Origin of the sequence: Antarctobacter sp., assembly GCF_965277915.1 — a bacterium.
Classification (GTDB): domain Bacteria; phylum Pseudomonadota; class Alphaproteobacteria; order Rhodobacterales; family Rhodobacteraceae; genus Antarctobacter.
The window spans coordinates 169654-194972 of the sequence record NZ_OZ255849.1 but is presented as its reverse complement, the minus strand read 5'-3'; the positions used below and the strand labels follow the sequence as shown (position 1 = coordinate 194972).

The 25319-nt window shown below is 64.5% G+C and carries 22 protein-coding genes; 16 read left to right on the top strand and 6 right to left on the bottom strand.

Annotated features, from left to right (window positions below; genetic code table 11):
* The first annotated feature begins 37 nt into the window (after positions 1–37).
* The 6 genes from ACQY5B_RS01865 (at position 38) to ACQY5B_RS01840 (ending at position 6848) form a co-directional block, all read left to right on the top strand.
* Positions 38–1417 (top strand): nucleotide sugar dehydrogenase, encoded by a 1380-nt coding sequence (locus ACQY5B_RS01865; protein ID WP_421917727.1) that lies wholly within the window; start codon positions 38–40, stop codon positions 1415–1417.
* A gap of 52 nt (positions 1418–1469) precedes the next feature.
* A complete protein-coding gene (locus tag ACQY5B_RS01860; RefSeq protein ID WP_420326633.1) occupies positions 1470–2708 on the top strand; it encodes a calcium-binding protein in 1239 nt (412 codons plus the stop codon).
* Positions 2709–2835: 127 nt separating this feature from the next.
* A complete protein-coding gene (locus ACQY5B_RS01855) occupies positions 2836–3339 on the top strand; it encodes an Lrp/AsnC family transcriptional regulator (protein WP_420326635.1) in 504 nt (167 codons plus the stop codon).
* A gap of 140 nt (positions 3340–3479) precedes the next feature.
* Positions 3480–4619 carry a glycine cleavage T C-terminal barrel domain-containing protein gene (locus ACQY5B_RS01850; RefSeq protein WP_420326637.1) on the top strand — a complete coding sequence of 380 codons (1140 nt, stop codon included), beginning with the start codon at positions 3480–3482 and terminating at the stop codon, positions 4617–4619.
* Between the two features lie 163 nt (positions 4620–4782).
* The gene (locus tag ACQY5B_RS01845; RefSeq protein ID WP_420326639.1) at positions 4783–6183 is read left to right on the top strand and encodes a selenium-binding protein SBP56-related protein; all 1401 of its coding nucleotides are present in this window, start codon (positions 4783–4785) and stop codon (positions 6181–6183) included.
* Between the two features lie 2 nt (positions 6184–6185).
* Positions 6186–6848 (top strand): hypothetical protein, encoded by a 663-nt coding sequence (locus ACQY5B_RS01840; protein ID WP_420326640.1) that lies wholly within the window; start codon positions 6186–6188, stop codon positions 6846–6848.
* A gap of 77 nt (positions 6849–6925) precedes the next feature.
* Here ACQY5B_RS01840 and ACQY5B_RS01835 read toward each other — a convergent pair whose 3' ends face one another.
* Positions 6926–7816: a LysR family transcriptional regulator gene (locus tag ACQY5B_RS01835; RefSeq protein WP_420326641.1), complete on the bottom strand. Its 891-nt coding sequence runs from the start codon at positions 7814–7816 to the stop codon at positions 6926–6928.
* Positions 7817–7914: 98 nt separating this feature from the next.
* Here ACQY5B_RS01835 and ACQY5B_RS01830 point away from each other — a divergent pair, with 98 nt between their 5' ends.
* Both ACQY5B_RS01830 and ACQY5B_RS01825 read left to right on the top strand, forming a co-directional pair.
* Positions 7915–9474 (top strand): proton-conducting transporter transmembrane domain-containing protein, encoded by a 1560-nt coding sequence (locus ACQY5B_RS01830; protein WP_420326643.1) that lies wholly within the window; start codon positions 7915–7917, stop codon positions 9472–9474.
* Complete coding sequence (locus ACQY5B_RS01825; protein WP_420326645.1) at positions 9471–11828, top strand: YbcC family protein; 2358 nt, start codon at positions 9471–9473, stop codon at positions 11826–11828. The genes ACQY5B_RS01830 and ACQY5B_RS01825 overlap by 4 nt, the downstream gene beginning before the upstream one ends.
* A 338-nt stretch (positions 11829–12166) precedes the next feature.
* Here the strand turns inward: ACQY5B_RS01825 and ACQY5B_RS01820 are convergent, their stop codons facing one another.
* Both ACQY5B_RS01820 and ACQY5B_RS01815 read right to left on the bottom strand, forming a co-directional pair.
* Positions 12167–12829 carry a flavin reductase family protein gene (locus tag ACQY5B_RS01820; protein ID WP_420326647.1) on the bottom strand — a complete coding sequence of 221 codons (663 nt, stop codon included), beginning with the start codon at positions 12827–12829 and terminating at the stop codon, positions 12167–12169.
* On the bottom strand, positions 12826–13512 hold the full coding sequence (locus ACQY5B_RS01815) for a GntR family transcriptional regulator (RefSeq protein ID WP_305967802.1): 687 nt from the start codon (positions 13510–13512) through the stop codon (positions 12826–12828). Before ACQY5B_RS01815 ends, ACQY5B_RS01820 begins: the two co-directional genes overlap by 4 nt.
* Positions 13513–13679: 167 nt before the next feature.
* Between ACQY5B_RS01815 and ACQY5B_RS01810 the strand changes: the two genes are divergently transcribed.
* Genes ACQY5B_RS01810 through ACQY5B_RS01775 form a run of 8 tightly spaced genes read left to right on the top strand, consistent with a single transcriptional unit; the run spans position 13680 to position 22298 of the window.
* Positions 13680–15254 carry an ABC transporter substrate-binding protein gene (locus ACQY5B_RS01810; RefSeq protein ID WP_420326649.1) on the top strand — a complete coding sequence of 525 codons (1575 nt, stop codon included), beginning with the start codon at positions 13680–13682 and terminating at the stop codon, positions 15252–15254.
* A 57-nt stretch (positions 15255–15311) separates the two neighbouring features.
* Positions 15312–16304, top strand: coding sequence for an ABC transporter permease (locus ACQY5B_RS01805; RefSeq protein ID WP_420326650.1), 993 nt, complete (start codon positions 15312–15314; stop codon positions 16302–16304).
* Entirely contained in the window at positions 16297–17274 is a 978-nt protein-coding gene (locus tag ACQY5B_RS01800; RefSeq protein WP_420326652.1) for an ABC transporter permease, read from the top strand. The genes ACQY5B_RS01805 and ACQY5B_RS01800 overlap by 8 nt, the downstream gene beginning before the upstream one ends.
* 4 nt (positions 17275–17278) lie before the next feature.
* Entirely contained in the window at positions 17279–18454 is a 1176-nt protein-coding gene (locus ACQY5B_RS01795; RefSeq protein ID WP_420326654.1) for an amidohydrolase family protein, read from the top strand.
* Entirely contained in the window at positions 18451–19881 is a 1431-nt protein-coding gene (locus ACQY5B_RS01790; protein ID WP_420326655.1) for a chlorohydrolase family protein, read from the top strand. The genes ACQY5B_RS01795 and ACQY5B_RS01790 overlap by 4 nt, the downstream gene beginning before the upstream one ends.
* The gene (locus tag ACQY5B_RS01785; protein ID WP_420326656.1) at positions 19878–20846 is read left to right on the top strand and encodes an ABC transporter ATP-binding protein; all 969 of its coding nucleotides are present in this window, start codon (positions 19878–19880) and stop codon (positions 20844–20846) included. The genes ACQY5B_RS01790 and ACQY5B_RS01785 overlap by 4 nt, the downstream gene beginning before the upstream one ends.
* The gene (locus ACQY5B_RS01780) at positions 20843–21805 is read left to right on the top strand and encodes an ABC transporter ATP-binding protein (protein WP_420326658.1); all 963 of its coding nucleotides are present in this window, start codon (positions 20843–20845) and stop codon (positions 21803–21805) included. Before ACQY5B_RS01785 ends, ACQY5B_RS01780 begins: the two co-directional genes overlap by 4 nt.
* Positions 21798–22298, top strand: a complete 501-nt coding sequence (locus ACQY5B_RS01775) for a nucleoside deaminase (RefSeq protein ID WP_420326659.1) — start codon at positions 21798–21800, stop codon at positions 22296–22298. The genes ACQY5B_RS01780 and ACQY5B_RS01775 overlap by 8 nt, the downstream gene beginning before the upstream one ends.
* A gap of 3 nt (positions 22299–22301) precedes the next feature.
* Here the strand turns inward: ACQY5B_RS01775 and ACQY5B_RS01770 are convergent, their stop codons facing one another.
* The 3 genes from ACQY5B_RS01770 to ACQY5B_RS01760 form a co-directional block, all read right to left on the bottom strand.
* Positions 22302–23630, bottom strand: coding sequence for a TRAP transporter large permease (locus ACQY5B_RS01770; protein WP_305967793.1), 1329 nt, complete (start codon positions 23628–23630; stop codon positions 22302–22304).
* Complete coding sequence (locus ACQY5B_RS01765) at positions 23627–24190, bottom strand: TRAP transporter small permease subunit (RefSeq protein WP_420326660.1); 564 nt, start codon at positions 24188–24190, stop codon at positions 23627–23629. The genes ACQY5B_RS01770 and ACQY5B_RS01765 overlap by 4 nt, the downstream gene beginning before the upstream one ends.
* A 75-nt stretch (positions 24191–24265) precedes the next feature.
* On the bottom strand, positions 24266–25318 hold the full coding sequence (locus ACQY5B_RS01760) for a C4-dicarboxylate TRAP transporter substrate-binding protein (protein ID WP_420326661.1): 1053 nt from the start codon (positions 25316–25318) through the stop codon (positions 24266–24268).
* Position 25319 lies beyond the last annotated feature (1 nt).

Sequence of the window (25319 nt, the reverse complement as noted above, 5' to 3'; positions counted from 1 at the left end):
GAGGCAATGACAAATGTTGGACACCCTTTCTGAGACTGTGCAGCCAGACGTATCGCAGGGGTTCCAGCCCTACCTGGTGCCGGACACCAAACCCCGTATCAGTGTCGTGGGCCTCGGCTATGTCGGGTCAGTGACCGCCGGATGCCTTGCATCGCTTGGCCACCAGATCGTTGGCGTGGATGTCGATCCGCTCAAGCTCGCGAACATCATGGAAGGCCGGTCGCCGATTCACGAAGCGGGCCTCGACGAACTGCTTGCCGAAGGTGTCAAACGCGCCGCGATCTCGGCCACCAGTGACCTCTGTGCCGCCGTTGCCGACACCGATGCGACCTTTGTTTCCGTCGGCACGCCAACCGCTCCGGATGGCTCCTGTGACTTGCGGTACATCGAAAGCGTGGCCGACACGATCGGTACCGCGATCGCAGCCAAGGAGACGTTTCACGTTGTTGTCCTGCGGTGCTCTGTCCCCCCGGGCACCACGATGAACGTCATGGCGCGCCGGATCGAACAGGCGTCGCGCAAGGCGGCGGGCGTGGACTTCGGCATTGCCTTTGTCCCCGAGTTTCTGCGCGAGGGCGTCGCGGTGGACGACTTCCGAACACCCCCCAAGACGGTCATCGGCGCATCGGACGAACGCTCGGTCGGGATCGTGGCCCGCATCTTCGAGCCGGTCGACGCCAAGCCGATCGTGACCGAGATCGAAACCGCCGAACTGGTCAAGTACGTCGACAATGTCTGGCACGCCAACAAGGTCTGCTTTGCCAACGAGATCGGCCGCCTGTCCAAGGCGCTGGACATCGACGGACGCGACGTGATGGACATTTTCTGCCAGGACACCAAGCTGAACCTGTCGCCCTATTACCTCAAGCCGGGCTTTGCCTACGGCGGTTCCTGCCTGCCAAAGGAAGTGCGGGCGATGAACCACCTGGCGCAGACCCGCAACGTGGACCTGCCGTTGATCGGCAGCCTGGACCAGTCCAACGTGGCGCAGATCGACCGGGCCGTGGCCATGCTTCTTGCCGCGCGGCCGCGCAAGGTGGCCGTACTCGGGCTTGCCTTCAAGCCTGGCACCAATGACCTGCGCGAAAGCCCGATCCTCGATGTGATCGCCCAATTGCAGGCAAAGGGCATCGCCGTCAGCGCTCATGACCACTTCGTGACCTCTGACAATGTCGCCGAAAGCGCGCGCCACGCGGCCTCGACGAAACCGGGGTTGCAGGACCTCTGCCAGCAGTTGCCGCAACTTCTGCACGAAAACATCGGCGACACGCTTCAGGACGCGGACGCCGTGATCGTGACCCACGCCCTGCCGGAATACCGCCAGGCGGCGCAGGACGTGTTCGTCCCGGTCATCGACGTCGCTCGACTGTTCGCCGGACAGACCGAGCCCGCGAACTGCCAGGGCATCGGCTGGTAACCGGCTTGCGGCCCGTCAGGCAAAGCCGCGCAGTCAATTTCATTCGGAGTAAATGACCATGCCAGCACTCAAAGGCGCCAAGAATCTTGCGAAGTCGCTCGGTTCGGCGAGCAATGTCGCACGCGGACCAATTCCCGAGCTCGATCTTGCCCCGCCAACCGAAGCCCTCTTGCTGAAATGGGCGCGCTCGCTTGACGCGACCCGCCCCGGGAAAAAGGATCAAGGTAACGCGCTGCCCACGCCGGAGGAGATTCCGCAATCCTTCCTGGATCGCATTTCCAAGATCGGCGCGTCGATTGCGGTCAACCCTTCGAGCCTGTTTCTGCGCACCGTCGATTTGCACAATGAACCGGTCCAAGTTTCGATTGCTTCGGACGGAATAAGCATTGCCGACGACCGAGACCTGTTCACTGCCGAAGACGATTTCGTCTTCTTGTCTTCAACGGAAACGGAACTCGATGCCAAGGGCGGCGACGACACGGTCATCCTGCTTGCGGGGGGCGCGTCCGGGCCCGTCTTTGGCAACTCGGGCAACGATACGGTTCTTGGAAACGCGGCGGACGACAGCCTTTTCGGTGACTCTGGCGAGGATCTCCTGATGGGGGGTGCCGGGGCGGATGAATTGTCCGGCGGTAATGACGCCGACAACTTGCAAGGCGGCGACGGCGCGGACCTGCTGAAAGGCGGCAAAGACAATGACCTGCTGGTAGGTGGCGCGGGCGAGGATCGGCTGTACGGCGATACGGGGGACGACAGCCTTGATGGCGGTGACGATGCGGACGTGATCTACGGCGGCAACGGCGATGACTCGATCAACGGCGGCGAGGGAGCAGACAGCCTCTTTGGCGGCAAGGACAACGACACCATGACCGGCTCTGCCGGTGATGACCTGCTCAAAGGCCAAAGCGGCAACGACTCCATGAACGGAGGCGATGGGGACGATACGATCATCGGAACCTCCGGAGACGACACCCTGATCGGCGGATCTGGCGCCGACAGCCTGTCGGGCGGCTCCGGGGCGGATTGTTTTGTCTTCGAAGCCGGAACGAGCGACGGTTCCAGGGACACGATCGTCGATTTGCGTGCGGACGACCTTATACTTCTGGCCGGTTTCGATGAACTGTCTTTGGCAGCGGATCCCCTGACCCTGCTTGCCGATGCCTTCACCATGCAACCGTCGGGGAATGGCCTCCTGCAACTTGGCGACCTTGATATACTCATTGAGAACAGCAAGATGCTCGACGAAGCCGCCTTCGAAGAGCTTGTGATCGGAGCCATTCAGATCGCCTGACGCGACCGGTTCGGCAAAAGTCGCAATATTGCGGCCGCAGCTCGTGAAATCGACTATATTGTGGGCGTGGCGCCCTGTTCGGACGCCACGCCATGTTCCGTTTCGAAAGAGCGAGGGCGCCCCATCGGTGAAAAAGCTGAGCCTTGATGCCACGGATATTCGCATCCTGAGTGCCGTTCAGCAGTATGGGCAGCTGAGCAAGACACGGCTGTCAGAGATCGTGAACATCTCTCCTACGCCCTGCTGGGCGCGGCTCGACCGGCTCAAGGCGGCGGGATACATCCGCGGCTACCATGCGGACATCGCGCTTGACCGGCTGTGCGACGTCACGCAGGTCATCGTGACCGTCTCGCTGACCCACCATCGCAAGTCCGATTTCGACCGGTTCGAGGCCTGGGTTGCCCGCCATGACGAAATCACCGAGTGCATCGCCACAGGCGGCGGCATGGACTACGTGATGAAGACGGTCTGCACGACGCTGGCCGCCTTCCAGGAGTTGATCCAGGACATGCACGACGCCGAACTGGCGGTCGACCGCTACATGACCTACATCGCGACCCGCGTGGTCAAGACCGGGCGCCCGAACATCGCCAGTCTGGCCCGTCCCCAACAGCGCGACCAAACGGTCTGACAGGGGGCGGAAATAAAGCCCGAACAGACCAGACGCGGCCCGTCATTTGGTCTGCGGACCGGTGGCTTTCGCACCTAGATAAGCGTCATCATCAACCGTGTTCCGGGCCGCCAGCCCGGAGACAGACAAGGACGCACGCTATGCACGCAGACGAGTTCGGCTTTGGCACGCAGATCCGCAAATCCCCCTATTTCGACGCCACCGTGCGCTGGGGGGCAAAGGGTTTCTCCGTCTACAATCATATGTATATCCCACGCGACTTCGGCGATCCGGAACAGAACTTCTGGAACCTCGTGAACGATGCGATCCTGTGTGACGTGGCCGTGGAACGGCAGGTGGAAATCACCGGCCCGGATGCCGCGCAATTTGTCCAGATGCTGACCCCGCGCGACCTGTCGAAGATGGCCGTGGGTCAGTGCAAATACGTCCTCATCACCAATGCGCAGGGCGGCATCCTGAACGATCCGATCCTGCTGCGCCTGGCAGAAAACCAATTCTGGATTTCCTTGGCGGACAGCGACATCCTGCTGTGGGCGCAGGGCGTTGCCGTGAATTCCGGTCTCGACGTGCACATCTGCGAACCCGATGTCTCGCCTCTGCAGTTGCAGGGCCCCAAGTCGGGCGAGATCATGCGCGCCCTATTCGGTGACGGCATCATGGATCTGAAATACTACTGGCTGCGGGAAATGGAACTCGACGGCATCCCGCTGATCGTCTCGCGCACCGGCTGGTCCAGCGAACTGGGCTACGAACTGTACCTGCGCGACGGCAGCAAGGGCGACGCCCTGTGGGAGCGGATCATGGCGGCCGGCCTGGAATTCGGGCTGAAACCCGGACACACCTCGTCGATCCGGCGTATCGAAGGCGGGATGCTGTCCTATCACGCCGATGCCGACATCCACACCAACCCGTTTGAACTGGGTCTTGACCGGCTGGTCGATCTCGACATGGAGGCGGATTTCATCGGCAAGGCCGCGCTGAAACGCATCCGTGACGAAGGCGTCAAGCGGATGCAGGTCGGGCTGATCATCGAAGCCGACCCGCTGCGTGGACCAAACACCACCTTCTGGCAGGTCAACAAGGACGGGGCAGAAATCGGCAAGGTCACCTCGGCGGTCTACTCGCCCCGGCTGGACCGCAACATCGCGTTGGCGATGGTCGCCATCGAACATGCCCACCTGGGGATGCAGGTCGAGGTCGTCCTGCCCTCCGGCCCCAGTGTCGCCACCGTGGTGGAACGCCCTTTCTTCGACCCTAAGAAGTCGCTGGCCGCGGCCTGAGATGACAAGGCGCCGGTTGGCGCCCTGCACAAGGCAAGTTCCCGCCGGGGCCGGACGACGGACCCCGGCAAATTTCTTCGGCGACTCTGCAATTTATGGCAGAGTGATGGCCTGTATTCAGAGGACGCGCATAACGACCAGAATTTCCAAGGGAGGAGAGACCATGAACTTGAGACCGGACCCGACATTCCACGCGACCCCCAGGCTGGCGATGGAGGCGCCGGCCGAGACGCTGGCCTTCACGCTGATGCTGTCGCCCGACGGCAGCCAGCCCGACGGCCTGGCGGTGGTGGACGTGGACCCGAAATCCAAGACCTACGGCGAGATCGTGCACAAGCTGATCATGCCGAACAAGGGCGACGAATTTCACCATTTCGGCTGGAACGCCTGTTCCTCCTCCCTGTCGCCGCTCTCAGGCCACGCGTTCCTTGAACGGCGCTACCTCATCATCCCGGGCATCCGGTCGTCGCGCATCTACGTCATCGACGTGAAAGAGCCGTTGAAGGCCAAGATCCACAAGATCATCGAACCCGAAGAGGTGCTGGCCAAGACCGGTTATTCACGGCCCCACACCATCCACTGCGGCCCCGAAGGTATTTACGTCAGCACCCTTGGGGGCGGTGGCGCGGATGGCACCGACGGCCCTCCGGGCATCTTCATCATGGATTGCGAAACCTTCGAGATCCTGGGCCGCTACGAGATGGACCGCGGCAAGCAGGAAAAGCACTACGATTTCTGGTGGAACCTGCCGCGCGACTACATGGTCAGCAGCGAATGGGGCCTGCCACCGCAGTTCGAGAACGGGCTGGTGGCAGAGGACCTGCTGTCGAACAAGTATGGGCACCAGATCCACTTCTGGAACCTTCGGCAACGCAAGAACGTGCAGACCATCGATCTGGGCGAAAACCACCAGATGGCGCTCGAGATCCGGCCCGCCCATGACCCGGCCAAGGACTACGGGTTTTGCGGCGTCGTGGTGGACACGACAAACCTGCAAGGCGCGATCTTCACCTGGTGGCAAAGGGACGACGGCACCTTCGAGACGAAAAAGACCATCACCATCGACCCGCGCCCGGAAAAGGCGGAAAACCTGCCCCCGCTGCTGCAAGGGTTCGAGGCGGTGCCGCCCCTCGTGACGGATATCGACCTGAGCCTGGACGACAAGTATCTCTATGTCGCCTGCTGGGGCCTGGGCGAAATGCACCAATACGACGTCTCGGACCCGATGAACCCGACGCTGGCCGGCAAGGTCGAAATCGGCGGCATTGCGCGCGGCACTGCGCATCCGAACGGCAAGCCCTTTGCCTACGGGCCGCAGATGGTCGAGATCAGCCGCGACGGCAAGCGGGTCTACTGGACCAATTCGCTCTATTCCACATGGGACGACCAGTTCTACCCCGACGCGAAAGGCGGGCAGATGGTCATGGCGCATGTGGGTGAAAACGGCGGCCTGACGTTGGCCGAGGATTTCTACGTGCAGTTCCCAGAAGGTTACCGCAGCCACCAGATCCGCCTGGAAGGCGGGGACTGTTCGACCGACAGCTTCTGCTATCCCTCCGCCTGAGAATGGACGGACTGACCACCACAACGGCCCTCTGGGGGGCCGTTGTCGCGTCTGGACTGTACCACGGGGTAAATCCGGGGATGGGGTGGCCGCTGGCCGTCTCCGCCGCATTGATGGATCGCAGCCGGCGCAGCCTGTGGCGGGCATTGGGCGCTTTGGCGCTGGGGCATGTGTTGGCCATCCTGGCGATCCTGCTGCCCTTTGGCGCGCTGATGTTCCTTGTCGAATGGCAGCGCGAAATCCAGATCGGCGCCGCCTGCGTGGTGATTGCCCTGGGCGTCTACCTGCTGATCAGTCCCCGCCACCCAAGGTTCCTGGCCCGCGTGCCCCCGTCGCGGCTGGTACTATGGTCCTTCCTCGCGGCTCTGGCGCATGGTGCGGGCCTGATGCTGGTGCCGATCTATCTCGGGATCTGCCGCACGGTGGAAACCGATTCCGGCCACGCCGCGGCGGCGGACCTTATGGCCGGCAATACGGGGGTGGCCGTGCTGGTCTCCCTAGCGCACACGGTCGCCATGTCACTTGCGGGCGGTGCATTTGCCTTTGCCGTCTACCGCTGGCTGGGGCTCAAGGCGCTGTCCCGAAGCTGGTTCAACCTGGACAGGGTCTGGGCGCTCAGCCTTGTGCTGGTCGGAGGAATTTCCCTGCTGACGTTGCATGGATAAAGGTTCATGGCCCTGCGCCGCCAGCGCCATCGTTCGGGATCGGACCCACTTTTTCTGCCCCCGCGAACACCGGGACCTCACCCCGATGAGCCATCCCCGGCGAGGCCCTCCGATGCGATCAATCGCCCGACAAGCGGATGCGGAAAGGTGCGTGGCGCCGTGACCGCGTAAAAACTCTCGACGATGTCGAGTTCAAACGGGGCGCTGGTCAACAGGCCATGCGCCAGTTCGTCAGCCAGGACAACGGCGGGGGTTATGGCCAGCCCAACGTCGTCACGGGCCAACAGCCGGACCATCGCCATGTCATCGACCACTGCCGCGATCCGGGGCGTGACGCCAAGGCGGGCAACAAGGCTGTCAAATCCCGTGCGGATCGAGCTTTCGGTCGGCAGGATCACCGGTTCCGCGGCCAGAAGCTCTGCCAGGGTCCCGTGACCAAGCCGACGCGCGGTTCCATGGATCGCTACGGGCTGTTCGTCGATGCGATGTGCCACAAGGTGGGGAAAGGAGTCGCGCGGCGGCGGGTCCGTCAGCAGGACGACATCAAGCGCCAGATCCTCCAGCGCGCGCAGCAGCCGCTGGCTGTTGCCGGACGACAGGACCAGTTCTGCCCCGGCATCGGACAGAACCGGGCGCAGGAACTGCAACTGGAAATTCCGCGACAGGGTCGACAGGGCCCCGACGCGCAAGGGCGCCTTCACCCGACCGGTCCCGGTCATCGTGGCGACAAGGTCTTCGCCGACGTCGAAGATGCGCTCGGCATGGTCCAGCGCAATCCGCCCTGCCTCTGTCAGGACCATTGCCCGGCTGGTGCGTTCGAACAGCGCGTGCCCGAACCGCTCCTCCAGTTGCCGGATCTGGGTCGATAATGCGGATTGCGACAGGTTCAGCCGCGCCGCCGCGTGGGTCAGGTTTCCTTCCCGCGCGACGGCCTGAAAATAGTGCAGATGACGGTAGTTCAGGTGCATCCGTTCTATTTAATAGAACGCCATGATCCAAACAATATAATTTTTATTATACCGAGAGCCGTCTAGATCGACCGCCGACACGGAATCGGAGGTCCACGATGAGCTACCTGCTTCTTTTCTCTCCACTTGCGCTGGCCGCCGCCGCGGTTGCGATGGCTGTATTACCGCCTGCCCGCGCCCATTGGCGCCTGCGCCTGCCAGAGATCGCCGCGCTGGCAAGCCTCGCGCTGGCAGTTGCGGCGGCAGTTGACCTTGCGCTGTCGGGTCCCGGCACAACGCCTCTCGTCGGTGTCGAGGGTGTAGGCCTGTCGGCACGGGTCGATATCGTCAGCGTGGCGATGACATTGACCGTTGCCTTCGTCGGCTGGATCGTCCTGCGTTTTTCGCGCGTGGCGCTGGACGGCGAGGCGCGGCAACCCGCCTTCATGGGCTGGATGGCCGCGACCATCGCCTGTGTCCTGCTGCTGGTCGGCGCGGGCAACGTCGTGCAACTGGTCGTCGGCTGGGTCGCGGTCGGGATCACGCTGCACCGCCTGTTGCTGTTCTATCCGGAGCGCCCACGCGCCCGGCGCGCCGCCCGCAAGAAAGCGACCAGCGGGCTTATGTCCAGCGCCGCACTGATAGCGGCGGCCGCCCTGATCGTGGTCAGCTTTGGCACATCGGACATTGCGACGATCAACGCCGCCGCGCGGGCTGGTGAGGGGGCCGGTCCGCTCTGGCTGGCCGCTCTGTTCCTGGCCGCCGCGGCCATCCTGAAATCCGCGTTGCTGCCGACACACGGCTGGCTGACAGAGGTCATGGAAGCGCCGACACCCGTTTCGGCCCTGCTGCATGCGGGGGTCGTCAATGCGGGCGGGTTCCTCTTGATCCGCTTTGCCGACGTGATGCTGGCGGCACCCGGGGTGCTGGCCTTCCTGGCCCTTGTCGGCGGCTTCAGCGCGCTGATCGGGGCGGCCGTCGCCCTGACCCAACCTGCGGTCAAGACAGCGCTGGCCTGGTCCACCTGTGCGCAGATGGGGTTCATGGTGCTGCAATGCGGGCTTGCGCTCTTTCCCCTGGCACTGCTGCACATCGTGGCGCACTCGCTGTACAAGGCCCACGCCTTCCTGGCCTCGGGCGGCGCCGTGCGCGAAGTTGCCTCGATCCGCCGCCCCGGCCCGGTCGCCGTACCCGGTCTTGGCGCCGTTGCAAGGGCATTCGGCCTCGCACTTTGTCTCTACCTCGTGGTCGGGCTGGCCTTCGGGATTTTGTCGAAACCGCCGCAGACCGTGGCACTTGGCGCGATGCTGATCTTTGGCGTGGTCTACCTGATGGCCCAGGGATTGGCCGACCTGGCCCCCCGCGCCCTGGCCTGGCGGACCGCCGCAATGTCGGTCAGCGCGACCATCGCCTATTTTGCGCTGCAACAGGGCGCGATCTGGCTCTCTGCCGGCACCCTGCCTGCCCCGCCCGCCCCTGACGGTCTGGTCTGGGCGACGATCGTTCTGGCTTTGGCGAGCTTTGCGCTGGCCGCCGTGGCGCAGACGACCTTTCCGCTCTGGGCCGGGCATCCGGCCACGGCGGGATTGCGCGTGCACCTGATGAACGGCCTCTACCTCAACGCGGTGTCCGACCGGCTGTCCGGCCGCTGGACGCCCAAGTCCGGAGCAACCCAATGAACGCCCATGTCACCTGGCCCGGCCAGACACTCGAACTCTTTGCCGCCGCAGAAAGCGCAATCCGGCAAATTCCCCCCGCCTTTCCCCTCGATGCCACCGTGGCCGTAAACCCCTGGCTGGGACAGGCCAGGGAGGACCGCAGGGCCGCTGCCGCAAGGCTGGCCCGCGTCGGTGGCGGCCGCATTTTCCTGCCCAGAGAGACGGTGGCCGCGATGATCGACGCAGGAGAGGTCACGGCCGAGGATCTGCGGACCGTAGAGGCGGCTCACGGGATGGCACCCGGCACACTGGCAAAAGCGGCACGGCAGACGGCGTCGAAGACCGCCGTGCTGCCCGCGTTGACGGACCTCGCACAGGACGACAGCGGCATCGACTGGCCCGCCTTTGTCGAGGATCGGATCGGGCTGTGGGCCGCGGCACATTTCGATCGCGGCCAAGCCTTCTGGCCTGCGCCCGTGGGCAGGGCATGGACGTCCTGGCGGACTTTCGCCAGCCGGGACCTGACCTCAGAACTGGCCGGGTTGTCGGGCTTTGCCGCGCGCGTTGCAGCGATGCCCACGGATGCGCGCGCGGCCTTTGCCGACGCCTGTGTGGCCCTGGGGCTGACGCAGGACGCCGCCCCCGTCTATTTCCACAGGCTGCTGGTAACGCTTGGGGGATGGGCGCAATATGCGCGTCATCTTGGCTGGATCGCAGAGCGCGACGGCCGGCGGGACGAAACGCTGTTCGATCTTCTGACGATCCGCCTGGTTTGGGAGGTTGCCTTGCTTGAGCAGGCCGCCGAAACACGGGCGGCGGCCTGGGATCGGGCATTGCAGGACTATGGGCGCCCTCTTGGCACCGACGAGGGCACCACCCTGGAGGCCGCCTTGCAAGAGGCCGTGGACCGGGCCGCGGAACGGCGTCTTGGCGACACGCTTTCGGGGCCAACCCGGGCAGAGCCCGATGCCCGGCCCGCGATCCAGGCGGCCTTTTGTATCGACGTGCGCTCCGAACGCCTGCGCAGGGCGCTGGAGGCATCTAACCCGGGGCTGCGGACCATCGGCTTTGCGGGCTTCTTTGGCCTTGCCGTCAGGCATCACGCCCATGCCTCGGACATTGCCGAGGCCCGGTCTCCAATCCTGCTGTCGCCCGGCGTCACAAGTGCGACCAGCGGCGACGACACCGGCCCCCGCATCCGTTTGCGGGCCGTCCGGGCCTGGGGCCGGTTCAAGCGCGCCGCGGTTTCGGCCTTTGCCTTCGTCGAAGCGGCAGGCCCGCTCTATGTCGGCAAGTTGCTGCGGGACAGCCTTGGCCGCCGGGCATTGCCCAAGGCTGATACGGCCCCGCATCTTGACCTGCCGCTGCCGGTACGCATCGACATGGCCGAAAAAACGCTCAGGGCCATGTCGCTGACGTCGGGATTTGCGCGGCTGGTGCTGATTTGCGGACATGGCGCCACCGTCACCAATGCGCCCCATGCAAGCGCGCTGCAATGTGGTGCCTGTGGCGGTCACGCGGGGGACGTGAACGCCCGGCTGGTGACCTCGCTGCTCAACGATGCCGCTGTCCGCGCGGGCCTGCAGGACCGGGGGATCGAAATCCCCGAGGACACCCGGTTCGTCGCCGGGCTGCACGACACGGTGTCCGACGAGGTTCGCCTGTTCCAAGACGGGCAGCCCGCTGCCACCGGAGAGGACCTGGACCGTTTGAGATCGTTCCTGTCGCGCGCCGCCGCCCTGGCGCGGGCAGAGCGGGCGGCCACGCTGCCTCGGGGTGAGGCCGAAACACTTGCCATGCGTGGGCATGACTGGTCGGAACTGCGGCCGGAATGGGGGTTGGCCGGATGTAAGGCCTTCGTGGCTGCCCCACGCACACGCACCGCCGGACGGGATCTGGACGGGTCCACCTTCCTGCATGACTACGACTGGCGGCAAGATTCCGAGGCCGCGACGCTTGAACTGATCCTGAGCGCACCCGTGGTGGTCGCAAGCTGGATCGCGCTGCAATACAACGGCTCGGCGGTTTCGCCAGAGACATTCGGCGCGGGCAACAAGCTGTTGCACAACGTGGTTGGAGGCATCGGCGTGCTCGAGGGCAATGGCGGCACATTGCGCGTCGGGCTGCCCTGGCAATCGGTACACGACGGGACGACTCTGCGTCATGTGCCCAGCCGGCTGATCGTAGCAGTCGAAGCCCCCGAAGCCATGATCCAGCAGGTCCTGCACCGGCTACCGGATGTCCGCGCACTGTTCGACAACGGCTGGCTGACCCTTGTCAGCATCGACGGCAAGACAGGCGTCTTCCGGCGCTACGACGGCGGAACCTGGGTTACGGGCGCATCGTCCTTGCCGTCCGTTGCCATTGCTGCGTGACGCTGCAGATCACCGCGCGGTGATCCTTGTCGGCTCTTCGCGTCCGGGCCATCGCGAAAACCAAACCGGACCGCATGCGCCAATGAGGGCGATTCAAGCCATTTTTTCGGCGCCTCGGCGGGCCGCCCGTCTTGGCTGATGTCGAACAGCGCCCGGACATTTGGGACACTCTGGATGACGAGGATGATCATGCGGCCTGCCACGTCCTGCGGATGACCTCATGGGTGCCTTGAACAGGGTCATGAAATCGGGAACGGGCGCGCACAGGCCCCGGGGCACCACAACCCGTCCATTCCGGCCAGAAGCGTCGGGAGAAGCAGACCATCGGCCTGGCGTGATCAGGCCCGCCGCGCCTTGCGTGCGGACAGGACCCCCGCGGCCGAGGGGGTGGGAAGGTCGAAATAATCCAGCGTCCCGGCATACCCATCGCCGCCCATGCGGCCCAGCGCATCCAGCGCCGTATGGGTCGAATAGTAGGTGTCGAGGTCGATGATATCCTCGCGCACATGCGCCATGACGATCTGGCCAAGAATGATCTCGCGCGCCGAGCTGATCTCGATCCCAAGGTAGCGGCGGCATTCGAAGGCGACGGGCGCCTCCTTGATCCGCGGACAGGCGACCATCTCGCCCGGGGCCGCCGTCAGGCCCGCCATCTCCAGTTCATCCACCTCTGGCGCAAAGCCCGCCGCTGTAACGGACATCGCCTCGACATTGGCGCGATCGACGATGTTGACGGTGAAACACTCGGTCATGCGGATGTTGTAGGCGGTGTCTTTGAAACTGCGGTCGGGCTTGTTCTCGACGCCCAGCGCCAGGATCGGCGGATCGGCCGACAGGCAGTTGAAGAAGGAATAGGGCGCCGCGTTCACCACGCCCTCGGGCGAGATCGTCGTCACCCAGGCAATGGGGCGCGGCACGATGGTCCCGATCATGACCTTATAGGCCTCGCGCGGCGTGAGATCCGCAAATTTCAGCGCGTGGTGTATCCGCGTGTCGGTCACTGTCCGAGTTCCTTGCCATAGTGAGACAGGATCGAAGAGACGCTGTCCGGTTGTTTTTCCAGCTCGGCCCGACCGGCAACCGCGCCAAGGTGGTGGTCCATCAGGGTCATTGCCCTGTCCATGTCCGCGGTCCGGATCGCCTCGATGATCTGCGAGTGCTCGTCCACGGCACAGTCCGACGAATGGGTCCGGGCGTACATCGCCATGATCAGGGAGCAGCGCAGCACCACCTCTGACACGTAACGGGACAGAACCGCGTTGCCGGTCAGTTCCGCCAGAAGCGTGTGGAATTCGCCGGCGAGGCGAATCGACACCGGACCGTCCTTGCCCTTGACGCTCTGCTCGCTGCGGACGTGCGCCTCCAGCTGGTCAAAGCCGCTTTCCGGCAGCCGCTCGACCAGGATCCGGATCACCTCGCGCTCCAGCGCGCGGCGCACCTCGAAGATCTGCTTGGCCTCTTCCAGCGAAGGTTCGGCGACAAAGGCCCCGCGATTGCGTCGCGCGACCACCAGCCCCTCGTTCTGCAACCGCACCAGAGCATGACGCACGATCGTGCGCGACACGCCGAACTGTTCGCCCACCGTATCCTCGGGCAGGCGCATCCCTGGCTTCAGGGCCTGCTCGATGATCGCCCGCTTGAGAAGCGTGTGAACGGCATCCGTCAGGGTGGTCTGGTCACTCATGACTCGTCTTCTTGTTTGTTCTTTGTGCACTTGAAATAGCGTATCCACTCATCCTCGTCAATTGGATACAATTTGCTTGCCAAAATAGAATCAATCCCGCATCAAGATCGCATCGTATCCAATCCTACCGATTCCCAAGTACAATCCAACAACAGGGACCAGACGATATGACGATCAGAAAACTCCTGCTTGCTTCTGCGGCACTTGCTTCTCTCGCGGGCGGTGTGCAGGCCGAGAATGTCCTGAAATGGGGCGCCAATCGCGACATCGGCTCGCTCGACCCCTACTCCTATGGCGACAGCTTCACGATCAACGTGCTGAACCACGTCTACGAGGGGCTCGTGCGCTATGATGCCGACCTCAAGATCGAGCCTGCGCTGGCCGAATCCTGGGAGATCCTCGACGACCAGGTGACATGGCGCTTCAAGCTGCGCGAAGACGTGACATTTCACGACGGTGCGCCCTTTACCGCCGATGACGTCGTCGCCTCGCTGGAACGGGTGAGCCACGAGACTTCGCCGCTCAAGGGCAACCTGCCGGCCTATGTCTCGTCCGCCGTGGTGGATGCCCACACCGTCGACATCACCCTGAACGGCACCTATCCCCTGCTGCTCAACGACCTGACGAACATCCATATTTTCGACAAGGAATGGATGGAGGCGAACGACTCTCTGCTGCCGACCGATATCGGTTCGGGCAAGGAAGGCTATGCCACCTACAATGCGAACGGCACCGGGCCCTTCATCGTCGAAAGCCGCCAACCGGACGCCAAGACCGTCTTTGTCGTCAATCCCGACTGGTGGGACGACCCCCGGCACAACCTCGACCGGATCGAGCTGACACCGGTGACATCGGCCGCGACCCGCGTAGCCGCCCTGCTTTCGGGCGAGATCAACTTTACCAATGACGCGCCGGTGCAGGATCTTCCGCGCCTCGAAGCGGCCCCGAACGTGAACGTGCTGGAAGGCGTCGACCTACGCACCGTGATGATCGGCTTTCCCTTCCGCGACACCCTGACAACCGGTGAGCCCAACCCGTTCAAGGACAAGGCCGTGCGCGAGGCGCTGTACAAGGCTATCGACCTTGATCTGATCCACCAGCGCGTGATGCGTGGCAAGTCCCGGATCGCGGGCGCAACCGTCGCCCCGCCGATCCCCGGATACGCCGAAAAACTGGATACGGTACCGGGATACGATCCGGACGCCTCGAAGAAACTGCTGGCCGAGGCGGGCGTGCCCGAGGGGCTGACCTTTGAATTCAACTGCCTGTCCGACGGGCTGGTGAACGAGGAACAGTTCTGCCAGGCCATCGCCTCGATGTGGTCGCGCATCGGGCTGGCGCCCAAGCTGGACGTGGCACCGCGCGCGGTTCAGACGCCCAAGCGCACCCAGGGCAAGACCGACATCTACACCCTAGGCTGGGCCACCCTGCCGATGCTGGACGCCTATTCGCCGCTGCTGCAGATCTTCCACTCCAAGGAAGGCAACTCCGGCGTGTTCAACTGGGGCGGCTGGTCCTACCCCGAGCTTGACGGGCTGATCCAGCAGGCCGGCATGGAACTGGACCTCGACAAGCGCCTGTCGCTGGAAACCGAGGCCCTGGGCATCGTCAAGGACGAGATGATCATGATCCCGCTGCACCAGCAGCCAATGGCCTGGGCCGTCACCGAGGACGTGGCCGAGATGCCCCTGTTCCCCGACAACAAGCCGCGGCTCTGGTTCGCCCGCGTCGCCCAAGACTGATCCGACAGGACGGGCTGCGGGGATCTCCCCGCAGCCTCCCACAAGACCGGAGATCCCATGCTCGCCTTCCTTATCAAGCGCACGGCCAACGCCGCCTTCGTCATGCTGGCGGTGGCCCTGCTGGCCTTCATCATCTTCCGGTTCTTCGGCGACCCGGTCGAGATGATGGTCAATGAACAGGCGACACAAGCCGACCGCGCGGAACTGCGTGAACGCCTTGGCCTGAACGACGGGTTCGTCACGCAGTACACGCGCTTTGTGACCAACGCGGTCCAGGGGGATTTCGGCATCTCCTACCGCAACCAGCAGGACGTGATGGTCCTGATCGGAGAGCGGTTTCCCGCAACCTGCGAACTGGTCCTTGTGGCCACGATCATTTCCCTGGTCGTGGGCATCCCGCTGGGTGTCATCACCGCCGTGCACAGGAACTCGCCACTGGCCAACGCCCTGCAACTTGGGTCCATCGTCGGGGTGTCGCTGCCCTCCTTCGTGGTGGGCATCATGCTGATCCTCGCCTTTTCCGTCTCGCTGGGCTGGCTGCCCGCTTTCGGACGGGGAGAGACGGTGGACATCGGATGGTGGTCGACAGGTCTGTTGACGCCTTCGGGCCGGGCGGCCTTGGTGCTGCCGGCGATTTCATTGTCGACCTTCCAGATTACCCTTGTCATGCGACTGGTCCGGGCCGAGATGCTGGAAACCCTGCGCACCGATTACGTCAAGTTCGCCCGTGCCCGCGGGGTGCCGGTCGGACGGGTCAACTGGGTGCATGCGCTGCGCAACTGCCTGATGCCGGTCATCACCCTGACGGGCATGCAGATCGGCAACCTGATCGCCTTTGCCCTCGTCACCGAGACAGTCTTTCAATGGCCGGGCATGGGTCTGCTCTTCATCCAGGCAGTGACCTTCGTCGATATCCCGGTGATGGCCGCCTACCTGATGCTCGTTTCCTTCATCTTCGTCGTCCTCAACACGGTTGTGGACGTGACATATGCCTGGGTCGATCCGCGCCTGCGCGACGACGCCGCCAAAGCCGGAGGGGCCAATGGCTGACCTGTCCATGACCACCGAGACCGACACAGAGACCGACGCAGCCCCCCAACCCGCCCGCAGGGCAAGCCTGGCAGCGATCCGCGACAGCGACCTGTGGTATTCCTTCCGCACCCACCCCAGCGCGGTTTTTGCCGCCTGCCTGCTGGCGCTGGTGGCACTGACCGCGCTCTTTGCCCCATGGATCACACCGCAGGACCCTTATGACCTGGCCGCGCTGGAACTTTGGAACTCCGAGATCCCGCCGATCTGGAACGAGGCCGGCCAATGGCCCTATATCCTTGGCACCGACACGCAGGGGCGCGACATCCTCTCGGCAATCCTTTACGGCTCGCGGATTTCGCTGATTATCGGTTTTGCCTCGGTCATCGCGGCGCTGTCCGTTGGCCTGAGCCTGGGGCTGATCGCAGGCTATTTCGGTGGCTGGGTCGACAACGTGATCATGCGTCTGGGTGATGTGCTGCTGTCGATGCCCTTCATCCTGATCGCAATCCTGATCACCGCGGTCGCCACCGCCTCCTTGCCGACGGGGTTGAAGGACGTGCTGGCCGCGCCGATCCTGATCCTTGCCATCGCCGTGCCAAGCTGGGTCCAGTACGCGCGGACCGTCCGCGCCAGCGCAATGGTCGAACGCAAGAAGGAATACGTGCAGGCCGCGCGGCTGATCAGGGTGAAACCCTGGCGGATCATGTTGCACCACATCCTGCCCAACTGCCTGACGCCGATCCTGGTTGCGGCCACGCTGAACTTTGGCCTGGCGATCCTGTCGGAGGCGACGCTGTCCTTTCTCGGCGTGGGAATGCCGCCGGATCAACCCAGCCTCGGCACGCTGATCCGGATCGGCAACCAGTACCTGTTTTCCGGCCTGTGGTGGATCGTCGTGTTCCCCGCCGTCCAGCTGTGCCTGATCGTGTTGTCCGTCAACATGATCGGCGACTGGCTGCGCGATGCCCTCAACCCCAAACTGAGATGACCCCATGAAGACCCTCAAGAACTGCCGCCCGATGGGTGGCCCCGCAACGGACCTGCACATCGCCGATGGCGTTTTCGTCGAAACCGCCCCCGATGGCGCCGAAACCATCGACTGCGGCGGGCGCATCCTGATCCCGGGCCTGGTCGAGGCGCATACCCACCTGGACAAGTCCCTGCTGGGGATGCCCTGGTACCGCAACGAGGTCGGCCCGCGCCTGATCGACAAGATCACCAACGAGCGCGAGGTGAAGGTCTCGCTCGGGCTTGATCCGCAGGTCCAGTCAGAGCGGCAAGCGATCCTGTCGGTCAGCCACGGCACGACACAGATCCGCAGCCACGTCGACGTCGACACCCATCACGGACTGGCCGGCATCGAAGGCGTCATGGAAACCCGCGACAAGCTGAAGGACATCGTCGACATCGAGATCGTCGCCTTTCCGCAGTCCTCGATGATGCCGCGGCCCGGCACGGTCGAGATGATGGACGAGGCGCTGGCCCTGGGGGCCGATATCGTCGGCGGGATCGACCCCTGCGGGATCGAACGCGACCCAAAGGGTCACCTCGACGCCGTGTTCATGCTGGCGGAAAAACACGGCAAGCCGGTCGATATCCACCTGCACGAACGCGACGCCCTGGGCGGTTTCTCGATGGAAGAGATCATCGCCCGGACCAGGGCGCACGGGATGCAGGGCAAGGTCACGATCAGCCATGCCTTTTGCCTGGGCATGATGGACCGCGCCTATGTCGCCGACCTGCAGGCGCAACTGGCGGAAAACCTCATCCACATCATCACCACCGCCCCCGCCTCGGCCCCGGTTCCGGCGGTCAAGGAACTGAAAGCGGCGGGCATCCTGACCGGGTCTGGCTCGGACGGCATCCGCGACACCTGGGGCCCCTACGGCAATGCGGACATGCTGGAACGCGCCATGTTCATCGGCCAGCGCAACAACCTGCGCCGGGATGACGAGGTCGAGCTTGCGCTGGACATCTGTACCTTTGGCGGTGCCGCGATCATGGAAACCAAGGGCTATGGCCTCGGCATCGGCGACCGCGCCGACGCCGTCCTGGTCGAGGGCGAGACGCTGGCCGAGGCGGTCGCCCTGCGTGCGCCCCGCAAGCTGGTGCTCAAGGCCGGCGCCGTGACGGCACGGGACGGTGCCTGCGTGGTGGCAGCCCCGTGAGCCGGACCTGTCTTACCGCACGGTGGGTCGTCGGGCACCGGGACGGCGCCCATGTGGTCTTCGAGAACGGATGTGTCGTGATCGAGGGCACGCGCGTCCTGCATGTCGGCAGCAGCTTCGACGGCGAAGCAGGGACACACATCGACTATGGCGAAGCGATCCTGTCGCCCGGGTTCATCGACCTCGACGCGCTGTCCGATCTCGACACGACGATCCTGGGCTACGACAACGGCCCGGCGTGGAAAAAGGGCCGGGTCTGGCCGCAAAGCTATGTCGATGCAGGCCCCTACGAGATGTACTCGCCCGAGGAACTGGCCTTTCAGAAACGCTTTGCCTTTGCCCAGTTGATCCGCAACGGGATCACCACGGCCCTGCCCATCGCCTCCTTGTTCTACCGCGCGTGGGGAGAAACGGTGGCGGAATTCGATGCCGCCGCGGCCGCCGCCGAGGATCTGGGGCTGCGCGCCTACCTTGGCCCGGCCTACCGGACCGGCGGGCAGGTCACGGACGAGGCCGGCGCCATCCGCGCGACCTATGACGAGGCGCGTGGCCTGCGGAACCTGGCCGAGGCGGCAGACTATGCGCGGCGGATCGACGGTATCGCGGGCGGGCGTATCCGCGCAATGTTCGCCCCCGACCGGATCGAGACCTGCACCGAAACCCTGCTGCAACGCACCCATGCGATAGCTGCGGAACTGGGCGCACCCGTGCGCCTGCATTCCTGCCAATCGCCGACCGAGATCAGGCTGGTACAGGAACAGCACGGGACTTCGCCCATCGACTGGCTGGATCGTATCGGCGCCATCGGGCCGAACTGGCTGCTGCCGCATGGCACACAGGCGACCGAGCGCGACTTTGACCTGATGGCGGACTACGGGGCGACACTGGTGCATTGCCCGCTTGTCGCCGCGCGACATGGGGGCCTGCTCCGGTCCTTTCCGAAATGCCGCGACAGGGGCATCAACATCGGGCTGGGCACCGACACATGGTCGCCGGACATGATCCTCAACATGCAACTGGGCATGATGACCGCCCGGATGGCCGAGGGCATGGACGCGATCCGGTCCGAGGCGATGTTCGACGCGGCAACGCTTGGCGGCGCGCAGGCGCTTGGCCGGGACGACATTGGCCGGCTGGCGCCCGGAGCCTGCGCCGACATAACCGTGATCGACCTGCGCGGCACCTTGCAGACGCCGGACCCGATCCAGACCCTGATGACATCAAGCTCGGGGCGGGACGTGCGCGACGTCTGGATCGACGGGCGCCGGGTCATGGCCGATGGCGAGATCCCGGGGTTCGACGCGGTGGCGGAAACCGCGCGGGCGCAGGCACAGTTCGACGGCCTGATCGCCAAGTACCCCGACCGCACGGTGGGCCACCCGCCCGTGGCCAAGATTTTCACCCCCAGCTACCGGAGGGCACAATGACCCAACCCGTTCTGGACGTGCAGGGCCTGCGCGTCGAATTCCCGACCCGACACGGCACGCTGACTGCGGTCGACGACATTTCCCTGACCATCGGCCGGGGGGAAATCCTGGGCGTCGTCGGAGAATCCGGCGCGGGCAAGTCGATGACCGGCATGGCCATCCTGGGCCTTCTGGAACCGCCGGGCCGGATCGCTGCGGGCAAGATCCTGCTGTCCGGCGACCGTATCGACACCCTGAGCGAACAACAGCTTCAGGCCGTGCGCGGACGCCGGATCGGGGCGATCTTCCAGGATCCCCTGACATCGCTCAACCCCTTGTTCAAGGTCGGGGACCAGTTGGTCGAGACGATCCGCCTGCACACGCCGATGACCCGCGCCCAAGCCCGCGCGCGCGCCATCGAACTGATGCAAGAAGTCGGCATTCCCGCCGTCGAGGAACGCATCGACAATTACCCGCACCAATTCTCCGGCGGGATGCGCCAGCGGATCGTCATCGCCCTGGCCCTGTGCGCGGAACCCGAACTGATCATCGCCGACGAGCCGACAACCGCGCTTGACGTGTCGATCCAGGCCCAGATCACGGCGCTGTTGAAACGGCTCTGCCGGGAACGCGGCACGGCCGTGATGCTGGTGACGCACGACATGGGCGTCATCGCCGAAACCGCCGATCGCGTGGCGGTGATGTATGCCGGACGGCTGGCCGAACTTGGCACGGTCGAGGACGTGGTCCGCAGACCGCAACACCCCTACACCGTCGGTCTCATGGGCTCGATCCCCTCGCTGCGCCGGGACGAGACCGAGCTTCAGATGATCCCCGGCGCCATGCCGCGCCTGAACAGCATTCCCCCCGGATGCGCCTTCAACCCGCGCTGCGCACAGGCGGGACCGAAATGCAGCCGGGACATCCCGCGCATCCACGGCGAAGGCGCCGCCTGCTGGCTGGCCCTGGAAGGAGCAACCGCATGACCCGCCCCATTCTCGAAGTCGATGCATTGGAACGGCGCTTTGACGTCTCCGCCCCCTGGCTGAACCGGCTGCTGGAAGGCAAACCGCGCCGCACCTTGCGCGCCGTGGACGGGGTGGATTTCGACATACTGCCGGGCCAGACACTGGCGCTGGTTGGCGAGAGCGGCTGCGGCAAGTCCACGATCGCCAAGCTGGTCACCGGTTTGCACGCGCCTTCGGACGGCAAGATCCGGTTCAACGGCGATCCGACCAAGATGCAGATGATCTTTCAGGATCCCTTTGCCTCGCTCAATCCGCGCTGGCGGGTGGGGCGTATCGTGGCCGAACCCCTGCGCACCCTGCTTCCCGAAACCACCGACGTGCAGGCTGAGGCCCGGGTGGGAGAATTGTTGAAGACCGTAGGCCTGTCGCCCGCCGATGCGGCCAAGTACCCGCATGAGTTCTCGGGCGGCCAGAGGCAGCGGATCTCGATCGCGCGGGCACTGGCGGGAGAGCCCGAGTTCCTGGTCTGCGACGAACCGACATCGGCGCTGGACGTTTCGGTCCAGGCGCAGGTGCTGAACCTGATGAAACGGCTGCAGCGCGAGATGGGACTGACCTATCTCTTCATCAGTCACGATCTCAGCGTCGTGCGCCACATGGCCGACGTGATCGCGGTCATGTACCTCGGCCGGATCGTCGAAATCCAGCCGACCGCCGACCTTTTCGCGAACCCGCTGCACCCCTACACCCGGATGTTGCTGGACACGATCCCGGATCTGGAGGCCCCGAAACGCGACCGCGCGCCGATGGGAGGAGAAGTCCCCTCGCCCGTGTCGCCGCCGTCGGGCTGCACCTTCCATCCGCGCTGTCCTCTGGCCTTTGACCGATGCAAGCGCGAAGTTCCGAAACGCACCCCGGATGTGCATGACCGCCGGGTCGCCTGCTTAGCCGCCGCTGAAGGAAAAACCGATGTATGATCCCGCATTCATGCGCCGCGCGCTGGAGATTTCCGCCGAGGCCCTGACGACCCCCGGAACCGAACCTTTTGGCGCCGTGGTGGTCAAGGACGGCAAGATCATCGGCGAAGGCATCAACCGCTCGGTGATGAACCACGACCCGACAAGCCACGGAGAGACGGAGGCCATCCGCGATGCTGCCCGCAACCTCGGCACCGTCGATCTGCGCCGAACCGCGCTTTATACCAGTTGCGAACCCTGCCCCCTGTGCGTGGCCGCCATGCTGATCGCCGGGGTAAGCGAGCTTTACTATGCCGCCGACATGGCGCAGGCTGGGCAGGCGCTGGGACAACTGCCGGAACACGCTCGCTTTCCCATCGACGTCGATCACATGCTGGCCCAATGCGGCCTGCCCGCGCCAGAACGCGACATGCCCAGCGCCCAGCACGCGGCGGACGAGGCCACCGATATCCTGGAACGCTGGGCCGCCAAGGTGGGCGAACCAGGCGCGTGACGCCTAGAGAAACAGGGTCACGGTCGCCGGAAAGAACGCCACGATCACCAGCACCAGCAGCATCACCGCGATGAAGGGCAGCGTGGCGCCGAATATCTGTTCGACCGAGACTGCCGGATTGTTCAGCGTGTTGTGCACCGTAAAGACCGATATGCCGAACGGTGGCGTCAGCAGCCCGATCTCGACCGCGATGACCGTCACGATCCCGAAATGCATCAGATCGATCCCAAGTCCCTGCGCGATGGGCGCCGCGATCGGCACCATGATCAGCAGGATCGAGGTGCTGTCGAGGATCATGCCCATCAGCAGGATGATCAGGGCATAGAAGAACAGGAAGCCCATCGGCCCGAAACCGGACTCGGTGACCAACCCGGCAATCGCGTTCGGCAGACCCGCGATGGCCAGCATCCGCGAATAGAAGGAGGCCGCCACCAGAAGCAGCAGGATCGAGACCGAGATCACCCCGGTCTGCTTCATCACCTGCCACAGCTTGTGCCGATCCAGGCTGCGCCGCGACAGGGCCACCACCAGCGCCCCGAAGGCACCGACGCCGCCGGCCTCGGTCGGGGTGAAATACCCGGTATAGAGCCCGCCCAGAACAAGGATCACCAGAAGGACGATCGGGATCAGCTTGAGCAGCATCCGGTCCAGTGGCATCGGCGTAAACTCGCTGTCCAGACGACGAGCCCGGACGCTGTCCGGGTCTTCCAGGACAAAGCGCGGAAACAGCATGGTGATTCCGATCAGCATGGCCACGAACCCGCCCGCCAGCATCAGGCCCGGGATGATCCCCGCGATGAACATGCCGCCGATGGAAACCTCGGCCAGCACGCCGTAGATGATCAGCAGCAGGCTGGGCGGGATCAGCATGCCCAGCACCGAGGACCCCGCCACGGTGCCCGCCGAAAAGGCCGGGCGATAGCCGTGACGCGTCATCTCCGGCACGGCGACGCGGGTAAAGACCGCGGCCGAGGCGATGGACACGCCGGTCACGGCGGCAAAGATCGTGTTGGCGGCAACGGTGGCGACGCCCAGGCCGCAGACCATGCGTCGCAGCAACTCTTCTGCCACCTCGAAGGTATCGCGCCCGACGTTGGACACGCTGACCAGCAACCCCATCAGGACAAACAGCGGGATCGTGGCAAAGAGGTAGTCGGCGATGCCGGAATAGGCGGTCAGCTCCAGCATCCGGAACGCCAGGCCGATGTTGTCGCGGATCAGCCAGATCCCGACAAAGGCCACGCCGAACAGCGCATAGGCGATCTGCATTCCCAGGAGGACCAGCAGGACAAGTACGCCGATCAGGACGAAACCGAAAGCAAGCGTTGTCATGTCGCGCGCCCCATGCTGCGCAGTTCGGCAACCGCGCGGTAAAGCGCGGCAAGAACGGCGGTAAAGGCCCCAAGCACGGTGATTGCGCGGAAAGGCCATGTCGGGATGGTCCAGACACCCTGTACGCCAAAGAACTCTGCGCTGTGCCAACTCTGGATGAATTTCGGCCACGAAGCCCATAGCACCAGCGCAAAGACCACCGCCCCGGCAATGCAAAAGACCGCTTCGAGCAGGGACACCGCCGTCGGAGAGGCACGCTCGATCCGCCGCACGAGGAAATCGGCCCGCGTCAGGCGACTTTGCAGGATGGCGGCGGGCACCTGAAGAAAGACGATGGCCACCACGGACCGCGCCGCGATCTCGGACACGCCGGTGATCGGCATGTTCATGAAGTTGCGCCCAAGCACATCGGCCACGATCAGCAGCATCAGCGCGCCAATGGCCGCCGTGCCGACCGCGGACATGGCCGCCGCGACTCCGCCCAGCGCCGCGCCCAGGGGCGCCTCGGAAAAGGACGGGACAAACCCGTCGTCGAACTCGGCCGTGTTGTCTTCGCTCATGCCCCGATCCTGCTTTCAAGAACGCACCCGCCCGGCGCCAGACTGCCGGGCGGGTGCCGTGCCATTACGTTCCGATCAGAGACCTTCGTCCCAGTCCCGCAAGGGGGTTGCCCCTCGCTCGCGAAGGGCCGCGAAATAGGCCTTGAGCACGGTCTTGCCCGCCTCGCCGGTCTGTTCCAGCCAGGGCTCGACAATGTTGGGCAGCCCGTCGACCCACTTGGCCTTTTCGGCATCGGGCAGCTGGTGGATGGTCAGCCCCGCTTCCTTCATCTCGTCCAGGGCGCGCGCGGCGAGGTCGGCGACATAGTCGCCATGCGCGATCGAGGTCGCCTGTGCTGCCTCGCGGAAGGCCTCTTGCACAGGCGCGGGCAGCCCCTCGTAAAAGTCCTTGTTGGCCGCGATCCCGCCGAAATACATCGAACCGATGCCGACACGGGTCAGCTCCGGGGCGACCTCGTAGACACGGGTCGGCAGGATGCCGGAGGCAAAGGACAGGGTGCCTTCGGTCACGCCGGTCTGGATGTTGGTGTAATAGGTGGTCAGGGCGCCATCCACCGGCGTCGCTCCGGTTTCGCGCAGCCAGTTGGCCGAGGTTCCCGGCGCGTTCAGCTTGCGGTTCTGCAGGTCGTCCATCGAGGAGACCGGGAAGGTGGCGTAGATATCGTAGCTGTCGGTGATCAGAGACGACAGGTGCACCATGCCGTTCTGCGCCCAGCTGTCTTTCAGCTCGGGCAGGTTCTCGGACAGGTCGTCGAAGATCTCGATGATCATGCGGTGATCTTCGGTGGCGAAGGGTGTGAAATAGGTCACGTTCTGCAGGGGCATGTTGGCGCCTTCCCAGACCGTGCCCACCATGCCCACGTCGACGATACCGTCCATCACGGCCTCGCGCGTGTCGGTGAACTTGTAGAGCGTTCCGGCGTAGCTCTCGACCCAGTTCACGGTGTATTCGTTGCCGCCCTCGGCCAGGATGCGGTTCACCTCTGGCTGAAAGGTGTTCTTCATCGCGTAGACCCAAATGTTGGCCTCCGGGTGCGACGAGCCGATGTTGACGGTGATCGTCTGCTGGGCATAGGCCGTGCCACCCATCAGGATCGCGGTGGCAGCTGCCATTGCGGTGATCTTCATG